Here is a 14,659-nt window from a genome sequence, read left to right on the forward strand (position 1 = left end):
CACTGGAACACCAAACGACGCCAGAAACGACTGGAGGGACACACCCCGGAGGAATTCCGGAACATGTCCCTCACAGCCTGATCAGGTACCCTTAATAAACCACGTCCAACTTCCAGGGCGCAGTTCAATCCGTGGACTCCCCTCAGTCACCTGCGGTGACAGCTCCCCTCAGGGAGGGGAGCCAAAACAGAGCTTGAATCAAAAGGAGTTTGGAATGACCGCCGATATTCATTTTTCACCGTTGGCGCTGACACGCGCGCTGCCGTTCCTGCCGTTGGCGCAGGGCGACATCGACTATCAGGTGGATCGGCGTGACGAGCCGGATCTCATCGAGAACCTGCTGGCGGATCCGAACACCAAAGTGGTGCTCACCCGCGGCGGCCGCATCGCGGTGCCGCGCGGCCAGGGCGACCTGGTGGATTACGAATCCGTCAAGATGCGGCTTGCCACGTTGCCGGGCGGATACGTCGCCTCCGAACTGAGACGCTACCCGGAAGCGGTGGCCATGTTCCTGGGCTCCTATGGCGGCGCGCGCGGCGCATCCGTCATCGCCGTGGACATCACGCGCGTGCCCGAAACGGGCGCGTCGTCCGGAACCAGCGGCACCGGTCATGGCAGCGGCGGCAATGGCGGCAGCGGCATGGACCCGGCCTCCTGCGGCAGCGGCATGCCCGGCGTGCTGGGCGTGCAGGACTCCGGCACGGTGGACGGTTCGATGGGCCAGTCCAACCTGCCGTCCTCCGGAAGCCGCGCAGCCGCATCCCATACGGCCGGACAGCACATCGCCAGCCCCCTCGGCGTCTCCGATTCCGCCGGTCAGGGCGCGGATGATGCCTTCGACGATACCGTCGACCCCTCCGCCGGGCACGAAGCCCCCAAGCCCACGTTGCTTCAGCAGGCCGTGGGCCGGTTCGATTGGGTGGATCTGCGCGGATTCGCACCCCACGCCAACGCGCGCGAGGCCGGACAGGCCACCAGTGCCATCACCCTGAGCATCTGGCACTCCCGCCAGCGGTTCTGCCCCACCTGCGGCGCGCCGGTTCAGGCCGCGCTCGCTGGCTGGGCGCAACGCTGCACCAATGAGGCGGACGGGCACCGCATCCTGTTCCCGCGCGTGGAACCGGCGGTCATCACCGCCATCGTGGACGGCCAGGACCGTCTGCTGCTGCAGCACAACGCGGCCTGGAAGGATTCCAAGCTGTATTCCGTGTCCGCCGGATTCGTGGAGGCGGGGGAGAACCTCGAGCACGCCTGTCGCCGCGAGGCCATGGAGGAGACCGGCATCAAGCTCGGCGAGGTGCGCTATCTCGGTTCGCAGCCGTGGCCGTTCCCTGCATCGCTCATGATGGCGTTCAAGGCGCATGCGATCACCACGGACGTGCATGTGGACGGGGCGGAAACCATGACCGCCCGCTGGGTCACGCGCGACGAATACACCGCCGAACTCATCTCCGGTCGTATGGTCGCCCCCGGCAAGGCCACCATCGCGCGCTACATGATCGAGGAGTGGCTCGGCCGCGAGCTGTGAGGCATCACGTCGTCTGTGGCTTCGGCGTTTGATTTGGGTTAGGCTGGTGTGCATGAACGAAAATGACAACGAACAGCCATTGAACCTCGACATCCCTGACCACCTCGAATACTCCGAGGAACACGTATGGGTGGACCGTTCGGTCGACCCCGCGATCATCGGCATCACCGAATACGCGGCCGACCAGCTCGGCGAGCTCGTGTTCGTGGACATGCCCGAACCCGGCTCCCGTGTGGAGGCAGGCGACGAAGTGGTGGAACTGGAGTCCTCCAAGGCGGTCCAGCCGCTCATCAGCCCCGTGGCAGGCACGGTGAAGTACGTGAACCATGACGTGGCGGACGATCCGTCCGTGGTCAACGGCGATCCGTACGGCGAAGGCTGGATCCTGAAGATCGAACTCGACGATGACGAACCCGACCTGCTTTCCGCCGAGGAGTACGCCAAGGTCGTCAAGTAGGGCGGTCCCCTAAGTGCTTCCCTCAGGGAGGGGAGCCGAGTTTTCAGGGTGGAACTTAGCCCACTCATAACCACCATGGCTTAGTATGGGAGACCATGAGAAGCCCACGCGAGGATTTTGAAGCGGCCGAAAGGCGCTTGGCACGGCATTATCAGGCGGGATCGGACATCGATCCCGCAGGCGGAAGCGCGCCGGATCCGGTGTCTGCGGACATGCAGACCGCCGGATCCTCGGGTGCCTCCGCCGCCTCCGCCGCGCTTCATGCGGATAGCGCCAAGCAGGCGGTTCCGAACCCATCCTCCGGCGACGACATGCCCACCGTGCCCATCCCCGCGCGCAAGGCCGTCACCACCTTCGACGCCGCATCCAAGCGAGAGCGCATCGAAGTCAAGCCTTTCGCCACCCGTCTGATGCGTCGCACGGTGACCGGCGCGTTCGGCGTCTGGTCGCGCATCTCCACCACCGTCGTCCGCAGGCTCGGCTGGTACCCTCGCGTCGAGCCGTACGTGGGCTACGGCACCGGCGATTACTCCCGACTCATCTGCCGTACGGTGTACTCGCCGGAACACGCGCAGTCCGGCGTGCTGAGCCGTGGCATCCGCGGCATGCTCGCCGTGGCCGCGCCGCATACGCATGTGCAGGCCAGCATCGATGGCGTGCCGCTCAACACCGTGCAGGTCGGCGTCTCCGAGGTCTATGACCGTGTGGATTCCGCGCGGGCCCACGGTGTGGAGTACGCCGTCTCCGATTCCGCCGGCTACCTCGATCTGGTGGCCGCCCGCCGTCTGGAGCCCGGCATCCACAGCGTCTACTACAGCGTGGAGCACCGCAAGCCCGTGGCCGCGAACCTGTACACCATCCCGGCCAGCGCCAAGGTGGGCATCATCTCGGACGTGGACGACACCATCATGATCACACAGGCGCCGGTGTTCTGGAAGGCCGCCTACAACCTGTTGCTGCTCGACCCCAAGAAGAAGGCATCCGTGCCGGGCATGAGCGTGCTGTTCGCCCGCATCGCCGACCTGTTCCCCGGCGCGCCGTTCTTCTACCTGTCCACTTCGCCCTGGAACGTGGAAAGCTCCATCCGCAACTTCATCACCGATCACGGCTTCCCGGAAGGCCCGCTGCTGCTGCGCGATCTCGACCCGCGGCCCAAGACCTTCGTGCCCACCGGCCCGCAGCACAAACTGGAGTTCGCCGAACAGCTCATGGCCGACTTCCCGGACATGAAGTTCATCCTCGTGGGCGACGACGGCCAGAAGGACCCGACCACCTACGCCACCATCGCCCGGCGCTACCCTGGCCGAGTGCTGGCCATCGCCATCAGGCAGCTGAGCCCGAAGGAATCCACCGGCATCGCATCGGTGGCCGGCGTGACCGCCACCCAGCCGATTCCGGTCACGGACGTGCCCGTGTTCACCGGCACCACCGGCTCGAACCTGCTCAAGACCATGCTGCCGTACCTGAAGGCGCATCTGGATACGCTGGACTGACGCTCGACCGGCACCCAGCGGGGCGATGCCATGGCTCATGCCTATAATCGCGTTCATGACTGACCAGAGCAAGAACGCGGCGGCCGCGATGCCGCCAGTGGCCAAGCGCGAACCCAAGCGTCGCGAATTCCACGGGGACGTATTCGAGGACGATTACGAATGGATGCGGGACAAGGAATCGCCCGAGGTCCAGGACTACGTGGCCGCGCAGAACCGCTACTGCGACGAGCGTATGGCCCATCTGGCCGGATTCCGCCGCACGCTGTTCGAGGAACTCAAGGCGCATGTGGAGGAGACCGACATGTCGGTGCCCACGCGCGTCAACGATTACTGGTACTTCACCCGTACCCAGCAGGGCAAGCAGTACGGCGTGCAGTGCCGCATGCCCGTGCGCGGCGCGGACGACTGGGATCCGCCGGCCGTGGACCCGATGGGCGCGCCCGGCTCCATGCCCGGCGAGCAGATCGTGTTCGACGCGAACGTGGAGGCCGAAGGACACGATTTCTTCCGCTTGGGCGGCATGGACCTGAGCCACGACGGCCGTTGGCTGCTCTACGGGGTGGACGTCGCCGGCGACGAACGCTACGACTTCCGTATCCGCGACCTTGAGCACGACACGCCCGAAGGCAAGCCGGTCGAACTGCCGGAGGTGTTCAGGGGCATCGGCGGCGCGTCTTTCACCCCGGACGGCAAATGGGTCTTCTGGGTGGGAGTGGATGATTCCTGGCGTCCCTTCGCCATCTGGCGGCATAAGGTGGGCACGCCCGTGGAATCGGACGTGTGCGTGTACCGCGAGGAGGACGAACGCTTCTGGGTGGGCGTCGGCATCAGCTTCGACGAACGCAGCATCGTGATCGGCACCGGCTCCAAGACCACCACCGAGGTGCTCATGCTGCCGGTGGCCACGCCCGAAGGCGAGTTCCAGGCGTTCATCCCGCGTCAGACGGACATCGAATACGACGTGAGCTTCGCCTGCTTCGAAGGCGCGGGGGCGGACGGCGAGGACATCCCGCTGGCCGTGGTCTACCACAACGCCGCCAACCCGAACTTCGAGATCGACGTCATCGACATGCGCGACCACGAGCCGCCGTACCGTCTGGGCGAAGGCGTGTGCGTGGCCGCCGGCTCGCCGTACGGCTGCGAGCACGGCGAACCCGACCGGCCCATCACCGAGGCGTACTTCAACCCCGTCAACCCCGCGATCCTGCAGGGCGCGCATGGCCTGGGCATCGAAGGCATCGGCCTGCACCGCAACTTCGTCTCCCTGAGCTACCGGTCCGACGGCCAGCCGCACGTGGCGTACATGACGAAGACCGACGCCGCCGAGGACTTCCTGGCCGGGCGCCCCTGGCGATTCCGCGAGCTGCTGCCGCCGCCGCTGGAGGATGACTGGGACATGGTGGCCGCCGACCGGTCCGACATGACCGGCGACCACGGCGAGACGCTGTGGCAGGACGGCGACGGCACGGGCGATACGGATGATACGGCATCGCACGGCACCCGCCCGACCGATCACACCTCCTCCTCGGACGGTGCCAGCGACGATCATCTGCCCGGCGAAACCCGTCGTCTCTATACCATCGGCATCGGCGGCAACCCCTCGTACGACGCGCCGCGCATGCGCTACTCCTTCGCCAGCTACACGCGCCCCGGCGAACTGCACGAGATTGACCCGGTGACCGGCTGCGACACGCTGCTCAAGCGCGCCACCGTGCTGGGCGACTTCGACCCGCGCAACTACATGGAACGTCGCGTGTGGATCACCGCCCGCGACGGCGAACGCATCCCCGTCTCGCTGGTGTGGCACCGCGACTTCCCCGCGCAGGACTCGCCGATGTTCATCACCGGCTACGGCGCGTACGAGATTTCCTCCGACCCTGGCTTCTCGGTCTCCCGCCTGAGCATGCTCGACCGCGGTGTGCTGTACGCCGTGCCGCACATCCGCGGCGGCGGCGAAATGGGCCGCGCCTGGTACGAGCAGGGCAGGAGGCTCAACAAGATGCACTCGTTCGAGGACTTCGTGGACGCCACCCGCGCTCTGGAGGCTGCGCATCTGGCCGACCCGCGCCGCACGGTGGCCAACGGCGGCTCGGCCGGCGGCCTGCTTATGGGCGTGATCGCCAACATGGCCCCCGAATGCTACGCCGGCATCGAGGCGGACGTACCGTTCGTGGACGCCCTCACGTCCATCCTCGACCCCGACCTGCCGCTGACGGTGACCGAATGGGACGAGTGGGGCGACCCGCTGCACGATCCGGAGGTCTACCGGTACATGAAGTCGTACACGCCGTACGAGAACGCGCCGGAGGCCCCGGAGAACGCCCAGGGCTTCCCGCGCATCTTCATCACCACCTCGATGAACGACACCCGAGTGCTGTACGTCGAACCGCTCAAATGGCTGGCCCGTCTGCAGACGGCCGGCGTGGACGCGGTGGCCAAGATCGAGGTCGAGGCCGGCCACGGCGGCATCTCCGGACGGTACAAGCAGTGGGAGGAAGTCTCCTACGAGAACGCCTGGTGCCTGGACGTCATGCACGTGACCCGCTGACGGGCCGGACCGCCGTCCGCCGATTGGCGCCGGTCATGCCGCGTGTCCATAAACTGAGCGCGGCGTGACCGTCCAACGGATGCACGACTAGGCTCCAGAAGCTATGGCAAAGACATACAAGATCGCCGTCATCCCCGGCGACGGCATTGGCAAGGAAGTCACGCCCTGGGCGCAGAAGGCCCTGGAAAAGGCCGCTGAAGGCGTGGCTGATTTCGAGTACGAGCACTTCGACCTGGGTGCCGAGCGCTACCTGCGCGACGGCGCGATCCTGCCCGAGGACGAAGAGGAGCGCATCAAGCAGAACGACGCGATCCTCCTCGGCGCGGTGGGCGACCCGCGCATCAAGGCCGGCATCCTGGAGCGAGGCCTGCTCCTGAAGCTCCGCTTCGACCTGGACCAGTACGTGAACCTGCGCCCCTCCAAGCTGTACAAGGGCGTAACCTCGCCGCTGGCCAACCCCGGCGACATCGACTTCGTGGTGGTGCGCGAGGGCACCGAGGGCCTGTACTGCGGTGCGGGCGGCGCCGTCCGTCGCGGCACGCCGAACGAGGTGGCCACCGAGGTGTCCATCAACACCGCGTACGGCGTGGAGCGCGTGGTACGTTACGCCTTCAAGCTGGCCATGAAGCGCCGCAAGCACGTCACGCTGGTGCACAAGAAGAACGTGCTGGTCAACGCCGGCGACATGTGGCAGCGCATCGTGGACAAGGTGGGCGAGGAGTACCCGGAGGTCTCCCACGACTACCTGCACATCGACGCGACCACCATCTTCCTGGTCTCCGACCCGTCCCGCTTCGACGTGATCCTCACGGACAACCTCTTCGGCGACATCATCACCGATGAGGCCGGTGCCGTGGTGGGCGGCGTGGGCTACTCCGCCTCCGGCTGCATCAACGCCTCCGACGAATACCCGTCCATGTTCGAGCCCATCCACGGCTCCGCCCCGGACATCGCCGGACAGAACAAGGCCAACCCGACCGCCGCCATCCTCTCCGCCGCCATGCTGCTCGAGCATCTTGGCTTCGACGACGCGGCCAAGAAGATCCACACGGCCGTCGAGGCGGACATCGAGGAGCTCGGCTCCACGGTCCGCAGCACCGACCAGGTCGGTCAGGACATCCTGAACCGCATGTGACGCTGCAGCGTCCGCAATGGCATGATGGCCTCCATCGGATTCCCGGTGGAGGCCATTGCCGTATGGGTGTCACTCTCCTTGGCTCCCCTTGTCAGGGGAGCTGGCCGCGAAGCGGACTGAGGGGTAGTTCTGCGACAGAAAGACGCCATTGCATTATGGTGGGTGGCTATGGCTCAATTCATGACGACCAAACGCGGGGAATGCAAGACGCCGGGCGGCAAGCTCGCGGCCGTGACCGTGACGCTTGCGGCCGACGGCACCGTCGAATCCTGCCGGCTGGACGGCGATTTCTTCGTGGAATCACCCTCGGACGCTGCCTCCCGGACACTGCTGCACGACATCGAAGAGGCGCTGAAGTCAGGCCAACCGGTGCAGGCCGCGCTTGAGGCCCACCCCGAAGTCCGGTTGGTCGGCACCGATGCCGCCGCCATCGAAACCGCATACGCAAGGGCGATGGGGGAGGGGAAGGCCGAACCCGTACTTCGTCAGTCGGGAGGCCCCGGTCTTGCAGCCCGATCGGCCACCCCCCTGAACACCAACGCCCCCCGCCGGCCGTCGCCGGACGGCACATCCCGATTCGTCGGGGATGACGCCGGATACCAGGCGCGATGGGAATCGCTGAAGCGGGACCTCGCCGTCATCCATGACGTTCCCCGCATGCCTGCCGAACAGATGGCGATCGACGAAACATGGGCGCGCGAGGTCGCCGCGGGCAAACGACAGCCCACCCTGCGCATCTGGGAATGGGCCGGGCCGGCCGTGGTGATCGGCAAATTCCAGTCGGCTCCGGACGAGGTCAACCTGGACGTGGCCGAACGATTGGGATTCGACGTGGTGCGTCGATGCACCGGCGGCGGCGCGATGTTCATCGAACCGGGCAACACCATCACCTACTCCCTGTACGCGCCGCTTGATTTCGTGGCGGGCGTGAGCATCGAGGAATCGTACCGGCTGTGCGACTGGTGGCTGGTCGAATCGTTGCGCGGACTGGGCCTGGACGTACGGTTCGCGGGACTCAACGACATCGCCTCGCAATACGGCAAGATCGGCGGTGCCGCGCAACGGCGGTTCCCGGACGGCACCCACGCGGGGCCGGGCTCGGTGCTGCACCACGTGACGATGGCGTACGACATCGACGCCGAAACGATGGGGCAGGTGCTCAACACCAGCCGCGAGAAACTGTCCGACAAGGCGGTCAAGTCGGCCGTCAAGCGCGTGGACCCGATGAAAAGCCAGACCGGTCTGAGCCGCGAGGCGATCATCGACCACCTGCTGGCGTGGTTCGGGGAGCGGATGGATACGGTGGACCGGTAGACCGGGCGGGCGCGTTACAATATGACGGACAGCCGACGACGGCCCAACGATAAGGCAAGGATGGTGCGATGAGCTTGGATACGCCGAACGCTTTTGCCGACGAGGAGAACATCCTTCTGCACACGGCGTTGTTCAAGCAGGTTTCCCCCACCGAGGCCGAGGAGCTGCTGCCGCACCTCAAGCGCGCGGTGTATGACAAGGGCGACTACATTTTCTCCGAAGGCGATACCGACCACCGCATGTACCTGCTGGAGCAGGGGCGCGTCAAGCTGATCCGCACCTCCTCGGACGACCGCGTGCAGCTGCTGTCCATCCATGCGCCCGGCGAGGTGCTGGGCGAGATCCCCGTGTTCGACCCGCATGGTGGGCCGCGCACCGCCTCCGCCGTGGCCATGAGCCATGGCACGCGCGTGGTCTGGCTGGAGCATGACGCCCTGTTCGCGTGGCTGGACGAGCATCCGCGCGTGGCCATCGACATGCTGCAGGTCATGGCCAACCGTCAGCGCGCCAACAATGAACGCATCTCCGACCTGGTGTTCATGGACGTGCCCGCGCGCCTTGCCAAGACGCTGCTCAACCTGGGGTCCCGGTTCGGCGAGCCGGTGGAGCAGGGGCTGAAAGTGCCGCACGACCTGACGCAGGAGGAGCTGGCCCAGCTGGTGGGCTCCAGCCGCGAGACGGTGAACAAGGCGCTCATGGACTTCTCGAACCGTGGATGGATCGCGCGTGACGGCCGGTCCATCATCATCTTCCAGCCGGGCATGCTGATTCGGCGCTCGCGGCGATAGTCGCGGGGTCAAGAGCGGCATTCGGCGAATATTCAGCGAATCCTATGCTGGTGCGGTTCTTGTGATGATATGTCCGTAAGGCCGAAGTGGAACACGGGTTGGTAGGGCGGCACCTTTAGAATGGGCCGCATGCCCAAAAAGAAGTCCCTCACAGTCCATCGTGTGCTTGTTCTCCTGCTGGCCTACATCATGCTCGCCGTCTCCGGCGGTGTTGTGGCCAGCGTGCTGCTCGTGCCGGGCGTGTTCGCCGCCAACAACGCAGCCAAGGCCGTGATCCCCTCGCTGAAGGTGGAGAACCTGGACTTCGACGTGACCAGCCTGCCCCAGAAGTCCACCATGTACGCGCGCGACGCCAAGACCGTGATTGGCACGTTCTACAACCAGAACCGCATCGTGGTGCCGCTGAGCAAGATCTCCAAGACCATGCAGCAGGCCGTGGTGGCGCGTGAGGACCGTCGATTCTGGACCCATGCCGGCATCGACGTGCAGGGCGTGATGCGCGCCTTCGTGCAGACCTATCTGCTCAAGGCCGATCAGCAGGGTGGTTCCTCGCTGACCCAGCAGTACGTCAAAAACGTGCTGCTCATGCAGGCCATCGAGGACGACGACTCCATCGCCCAGTACCATGCCACCGAGGACACCATCGCCCGCAAGGTGCGTGAGATGCTCATCTCGGTGCAGATGGAGAAGAAGTACACCAAGCCGGAGATTCTGCAGGGCTACCTCAACATCGCCCAGTTCGGCGTCAACACGTACGGCGTGGAGACCGCCGCCCAGCGTTACTTCGGCGTGTCCGCCGCGGACCTCAACGTGGTGCAGTCCGCCACCATCGCAGCCATCACCAAGAACCCGAACAAGTACGACCCGCTCATCGAGGCGAATCTCGAGGAGAGCCAGAATCAGCGCAACATCGTGCTCAAGCTCATGCTTCAGGAGCAGTACATCACCCAGAAGCAGTACGACGAGGCCGTGAAGACCCCGCTCAAGGACACCCTCAACCCGCAGACCGTGAACGTGGGCTGCCAGGACGCCGGCGACTACGCCTTCTTCTGCGACTTCGTGGTGCACCGCATCCAGAACTCCAAGGAATTCGGCAAGACGCGCGCCGAGCGCAACAAGCTGCTCCAGGAGGGCGGCCTGAAGATCGTGACCACGCTGGACGTGGACGCCAACGCGCAGATGATGGAGGCCGCGCGCAACGCCATCCCCGCCAACGATTCCAGCGGTATGGAAATCGCCATGGCCTCGGTCAAACCGGGCACCGGCGAAGTGCTGGGCTTCGGTCTCAACCGTTACTATGACGCCACCTCCGCCGCGGACAGCGATCCGACCAAGTCCGGACAGAACTTCGCGGTCGATCTGGCGGACGGCGGCGGCTCCGGTTGGACCATCGGTTCGTCCTGGAAGCCGATCAACCTCATCGCATGGATGGAGGCCGGCCATTCCATCAACGACAACCTCCAGACCACGACGCTCTATCCGACCACGGACTTCGCCTGCAGCAACTACACCGGCGGCGCGGATTCCTGGAGCGTGCAGAACGCTTTGGGCTCCGGTACGGTGAACCCCGAAAGCCCGTTCCTCGGTCTGGTCCGCTCCCATAACACCACGCAGGCCTCGATGGGCACCATCCTGAAGCTCTGCAAGGTGGCGGACACGGCCACCGAGGTGGGCTACCACGATGCCGCCACCGGCGAGACCATCGACAAGACCGCCCAGTACACCCCGTCCATGATGATCGGCTCGGTCAATGTCTCCCCGCTGACCATGGCCAGCATCTTCGCCGTGTACGCCTCCAACGGCGTGCAGTGCAACCCGATCGCCCTGAAGAAGGTCACGGACAAGGACGGCAAGGACCTCAAGGTGCCGTCCGCCAACTGCCATCAGGCGGTGGACAAGGACATCATCCAGACTCTGGCCTACACGCTGAACCAGGGCGTGGTCAGGTCGGACGGTGCCGGTTTCGCGTTCCAGCTCAACAACGGCCGCAAGTCGTTCGGTAAGACCGGTACGAGCGACGATTTGGCGATTTCCGCCGGCTCGTTCATCCCGAACCAGATCGCCACGTTCGCTGTGGCCGGTGATGCGCAGAACCCGTACGCCAACCGCATCGCCAACATGACCATCAACGGTGTGTACGAAAGCGTCTGGGATGGTTCGATGATCCCGGCCCCGGCCGTGCGCAACTTCCTCAACGCCTATGCGGACAAGAAGCAGCTGCCGATAGACAACGACTATGGCACGCCGGTATCCAAGTACACCACTTCCGGCAAGTACTACGGCATCGGCGGCCGTGAATACAGCGTGCCGCAGTCCACCACCAACAACAACAGCCAGAACGGCACGACCACCAACAACGGCCAGGGGCAGACCACCACGAACGGCCAGCAGAACCAGACCAACAACGGTGGCACCACCAACACCACGCCGGGCACCGAGAACAACGGCCAGAACCAGGATCAGAGCCAGAACAACGGCGGCCAGACCAACAGCGGCCAGTGAGTGACGCTGACGGCCTGCCGGTTCGGCGGTGAAAAAATTACGTAGTTAACGGGCGTTCGTCTTTCAGACGGCGCCCGTTCTACAATATCTAGGGACTATATGGTCAGTCCTGTCAACAGGCCGCCGGGGACGGCCGACCAACGAAGGGGAGCGATGAACGACACCGAACAGCACGACGATCTCAAGCACGAGAATTTCGATTTCCGGGGGTTCGACCTGCCGGAGTTGAAAGCGGTCACCGAAGCCGCTTCGGCGAAGTCCGGCAAGAATTCGGCGGATGGGGGAACGCCGCAGTCTTCAGCGAAAACCAAATCCGGCAAGCGCAAGCCGGCGGAAGGCCCGGACTCCAAGTCCGGCAGGAAGAAAGGCAAGGCCGTGGCCAAGGAAGACAAGAACGCCAAGAAGAACCGTCCCGGACTGTTCACGCCGATGACGCTGCGTGGCCTGACCGTGCGCAACCGCATCTGGCTGCCGCCGATGTGCACGTATTCCGCGTTCGCGCGCGACGGCCGCCCCACGCCGTTCCACTATCAGCATTATGTCTCCCGCGCATTCGGCGGATTCGGCATGATCATCGCCGAGGCCACCGCCGTGGCGCCGGAGGGACGCATCTCCCCGTGCGACGTGGGCCTGTGGGAGGACGGCCAGATCGATGCCTGGCGCTGGATCGTGGACGGCATCCGCGAGGCCGGTGCCGTGCCCGCCGTCCAGCTCAACCATGCCGGCCGCAAGGCGTCGACCGGTTGCTTCGCCGTGGGGTATGAAGGCCAGAGCGTACCCGAAGAGGCCGGTGGCTGGCCCACCGTGGCACCCTCGCCGATCTCCTTTGGCGGATTGAATACGCCGCGCGCATTGTCCGTGGACGAGATTCACGGTCTGGTGGGGGCGTTCGCCGCGGCCGCCGGTCGTGCGGTGGCGGCGGGCTTCCAGGCCATCGAGATCCATGCGGCGCATGGCTACCTGATTTCCCAGTTCCTTGACCCGCTCATCAACGAACGTGAAGATGAATACGGCGGCGATCTGAACGGACGTTCGCGCTTCCTGGTGGAAGTGGTGGATGCCGTGCGCGGTACGGTGCCGCAGGAGATGCCGGTATTGGTGCGTGTCTCGGCCACCGACTGGGCTGCGGGCGGATGGGATCTCGACCAGACGATCGCGCTGAGCAAGGTACTCAAGGAGCATGGCGTCGATCTGGTGGACGTGTCCACCGGCGGCATGGTGTCCGGCGTGTCCATCCCGGTCAAGCCCGACTATCAGGTGCCGTTCTCGGAGCAGGTGCGGCTCAAGGCCGATGTGCCGGTGACCGCGGTCGGGCTCATCACCAAGCCCAAGCAGGCCGCCAAGATTCTCGCGCGCGGACAGGCGGATGCCGTGGAAATCGGCCGCGCGGCGTTGCGCGACCCGTCCTGGCCGTTGCGTGCCGCCAGCAAGCTCGGCGTGCCCACGGCCGAGGCCCCGTACGCCCCGCAGTACGTGCGTGGCGCGTACTGATTCCTTGTGATTTTGGCTCCCCTCAGAGAGGGGAGCCTTCGCGGCGCAGCCGCTCACCTCACCTACGGACAGTCCACTGGACTGTCCGTTTTACGGTTCGGCCCTCAAGAGGGGAGTCAGGCACGAACGGCGTCACGCATCCACGCCGACGGCGTCGGCGACGTGCTCGAAGCCGTCGCGGCGCAGCAGTTCGGCCAGTCCGCGCTTCAGTACGGTGATCTGCTGCGGGCCGCGATACATCAGCGAGCTGATGAACATGACCAGGCTCGCGCCGGCGCGGATCTTGGCATAGGCCTGCTCCGGCGTGAAGACGCCGCCGATGCCGGCGATGGCGAAACGGTCACCGTAGTCGCGGTACACGTTGCGCACCAGCTCGGTGCTGGCCACGGCGCACGGGCCGCCGGAGAGGCCTCCCTCCCAGTCGCGCGGAATCTCGAGACCGGTGCGGTCCTTCTGCAGGTTGGCCAGCGAGACGCCCTGCACATTGTGCTCGGCCAGCACGTCCAGCAGCTCCTTGAACTCCGGCCACGGCTTGTTCAACGGCATCTTGACCAGCGTGGGCTGGGGGCGGTCGATCCTGTCCAGTGCGGTGAACAGGCGGTCGAGCGCCTCGGGGGAGGACGTGAACGGCTCGCCCACGTGCGTGTTCGGGCAGGAGACGTTCACCTCCACCATCGCCGTGCGGCCGGCGGCCCGGCGCATCGAGATGCAGTAATCCTCGAGGCCCTCGTCCAGATCGCCGCACAGCGCGTCGTTGGTGCGGGCGATGGAGACGGACACCTGCATCTGGCGGGCCTGCGTCCAGGCCTTCTCCGCGCGCTCGATGACCTTGTCCGAGCCGATGTTGGCCAGTCCCACATGCACCATCATCGAATCGTATTCGGGCAGACGGTGGAACCACGGCTTGGCGTTGCCGGGACATGGGCGGGCGGTGGTGGAACCCACGGTTTCGAAGCCGAAGCCGGCGTTGTCCAGCAGCACGGGCATCTCGCAGTTCTTGTCGAGGCCGGCGGACAGGCCGAACGGGTTGCTGAAGTCCACGCCCATCACCTGCGTCTCCAGAATCGGATCCGTGTAGTCGAGCATCGTGCGCTCGGCCCACAGCAGCGGCGGCATGTGCTTGACCGCGGAGCAGAAGGCGATCATCTGGTCGTGCGCCTCGTCCGGGCGATGATTGAACACGAAGTTCGGCTTGATGATGTGCTTATAGCCGAAGGTGAAGAGGTCGGTGGTGGCTTTGTTGACGGCATCATGCCAGAAGCTTTGCGAAACGTAGGTCATGACTCCTATTGTCTCACGGGTTTCGCATGCCGGACGGACCTGGGCCATGCGCCGCGGAATCGGTATCGGGCTGCCGGTTTGTGCGGTCCGATGTCCTGATGCCCCGAGAAATGTGCGATTTT

The 14,659-nt window shown here is 65.3% G+C and carries 11 protein-coding genes; 10 read left to right on the top strand and 1 reads right to left on the bottom strand.

All coding sequences use genetic code 11. The features are described from left to right. From KIH81_RS01315 to KIH81_RS01360, 10 genes are all read left to right on the top strand, one after another. On the top strand, nucleotides 1-81 hold an 81-nt coding region (locus tag KIH81_RS01315; RefSeq protein WP_214303740.1), incomplete at its 5' end, for an IS3 family transposase. Nucleotides 82-436: 355 nt separating this feature from the next. Further along, complete coding sequence (gene nudC, locus KIH81_RS01320; RefSeq protein WP_420829113.1) at nucleotides 437-1,528, top strand: NAD(+) diphosphatase; 1,092 nt, start codon at nucleotides 437-439, stop codon at nucleotides 1,526-1,528. Between the two features lie 52 nt (nucleotides 1,529-1,580). Continuing rightward, nucleotides 1,581-1,985: a glycine cleavage system protein GcvH gene (gene gcvH, locus KIH81_RS01325; RefSeq protein ID WP_420829109.1), complete on the top strand. Its 405-nt coding sequence runs from the start codon at nucleotides 1,581-1,583 to the stop codon at nucleotides 1,983-1,985. Nucleotides 1,986-2,080: 95 nt separating this feature from the next. After that, a complete protein-coding gene (locus tag KIH81_RS01330) occupies nucleotides 2,081-3,478 on the top strand; it encodes an App1 family protein (RefSeq protein ID WP_214303743.1) in 1,398 nt (465 codons plus the stop codon). A gap of 37 nt (nucleotides 3,479-3,515) precedes the next feature. Further along, nucleotides 3,516-6,026: a S9 family peptidase gene (locus tag KIH81_RS01335; RefSeq protein WP_420829110.1), complete on the top strand. Its 2,511-nt coding sequence runs from the start codon at nucleotides 3,516-3,518 to the stop codon at nucleotides 6,024-6,026. 103 nt (nucleotides 6,027-6,129) lie between these two features. Next, nucleotides 6,130-7,161: a 3-isopropylmalate dehydrogenase gene (locus tag KIH81_RS01340; RefSeq protein ID WP_109057893.1), complete on the top strand. Its 1,032-nt coding sequence runs from the start codon at nucleotides 6,130-6,132 to the stop codon at nucleotides 7,159-7,161. Nucleotides 7,162-7,341: 180 nt separating this feature from the next. Continuing rightward, the gene (locus tag KIH81_RS01345; RefSeq protein ID WP_214303745.1) at nucleotides 7,342-8,475 is read left to right on the top strand and encodes a lipoate--protein ligase family protein; all 1,134 of its coding nucleotides are present in this window, start codon (nucleotides 7,342-7,344) and stop codon (nucleotides 8,473-8,475) included. A gap of 68 nt (nucleotides 8,476-8,543) precedes the next feature. Then, on the top strand, nucleotides 8,544-9,263 hold the full coding sequence (locus KIH81_RS01350; RefSeq protein WP_214303746.1) for a Crp/Fnr family transcriptional regulator: 720 nt from the start codon (nucleotides 8,544-8,546) through the stop codon (nucleotides 9,261-9,263). Nucleotides 9,264-9,383: 120 nt separating this feature from the next. After that, entirely contained in the window at nucleotides 9,384-11,765 is a 2,382-nt protein-coding gene (locus KIH81_RS01355) for a transglycosylase domain-containing protein (protein WP_214303747.1), read from the top strand. Nucleotides 11,766-11,918: 153 nt separating this feature from the next. Next, on the top strand, nucleotides 11,919-13,256 hold the full coding sequence (locus KIH81_RS01360; RefSeq protein WP_214303748.1) for an NADH:flavin oxidoreductase/NADH oxidase: 1,338 nt from the start codon (nucleotides 11,919-11,921) through the stop codon (nucleotides 13,254-13,256). A 132-nt stretch (nucleotides 13,257-13,388) separates the two neighbouring features. Here the strand turns inward: KIH81_RS01360 and KIH81_RS01365 are convergent, their stop codons facing one another. Then, the gene (locus KIH81_RS01365) at nucleotides 13,389-14,537 is read right to left on the bottom strand and encodes a quinone-dependent dihydroorotate dehydrogenase (protein ID WP_214303749.1); all 1,149 of its coding nucleotides are present in this window, start codon (nucleotides 14,535-14,537) and stop codon (nucleotides 13,389-13,391) included. Nucleotides 14,538-14,659: the final 122 nt, after the last annotated feature.

The sequence above is a fragment of the Bifidobacterium miconisargentati genome (assembly GCF_019331675.1).
Lineage (GTDB): Bacteria > Actinomycetota > Actinomycetes > Actinomycetales > Bifidobacteriaceae > Bifidobacterium > Bifidobacterium miconisargentati.

Coding starts and splice junctions, on each gene's coding strand:
- KIH81_RS01350 (WP_214303746.1), top strand. CDS start 8,544: ATGAGCTTGGATACGCCGAACGCTTTTGCCGACGAGGAGAACATCCTT.
- gcvH (WP_420829109.1), top strand. CDS start 1,581: ATGAACGAAAATGACAACGAACAGCCATTGAACCTCGACATCCCTGAC.
- KIH81_RS01330 (WP_214303743.1), top strand. CDS start 2,081: ATGAGAAGCCCACGCGAGGATTTTGAAGCGGCCGAAAGGCGCTTGGCA.
- KIH81_RS01365 (WP_214303749.1), bottom strand. CDS start 14,537: ATGACCTACGTTTCGCAAAGCTTCTGGCATGATGCCGTCAACAAAGCC.
- KIH81_RS01360 (WP_214303748.1), top strand. CDS start 11,919: ATGAACGACACCGAACAGCACGACGATCTCAAGCACGAGAATTTCGAT.
- KIH81_RS01345 (WP_214303745.1), top strand. CDS start 7,342: ATGACGACCAAACGCGGGGAATGCAAGACGCCGGGCGGCAAGCTCGCG.
- nudC (WP_420829113.1), top strand. CDS start 437: ATGCGGCTTGCCACGTTGCCGGGCGGATACGTCGCCTCCGAACTGAGA.
- KIH81_RS01340 (WP_109057893.1), top strand. CDS start 6,130: ATGGCAAAGACATACAAGATCGCCGTCATCCCCGGCGACGGCATTGGC.
- KIH81_RS01355 (WP_214303747.1), top strand. CDS start 9,384: ATGGGCCGCATGCCCAAAAAGAAGTCCCTCACAGTCCATCGTGTGCTT.
- KIH81_RS01335 (WP_420829110.1), top strand. CDS start 3,516: ATGCCTATAATCGCGTTCATGACTGACCAGAGCAAGAACGCGGCGGCC.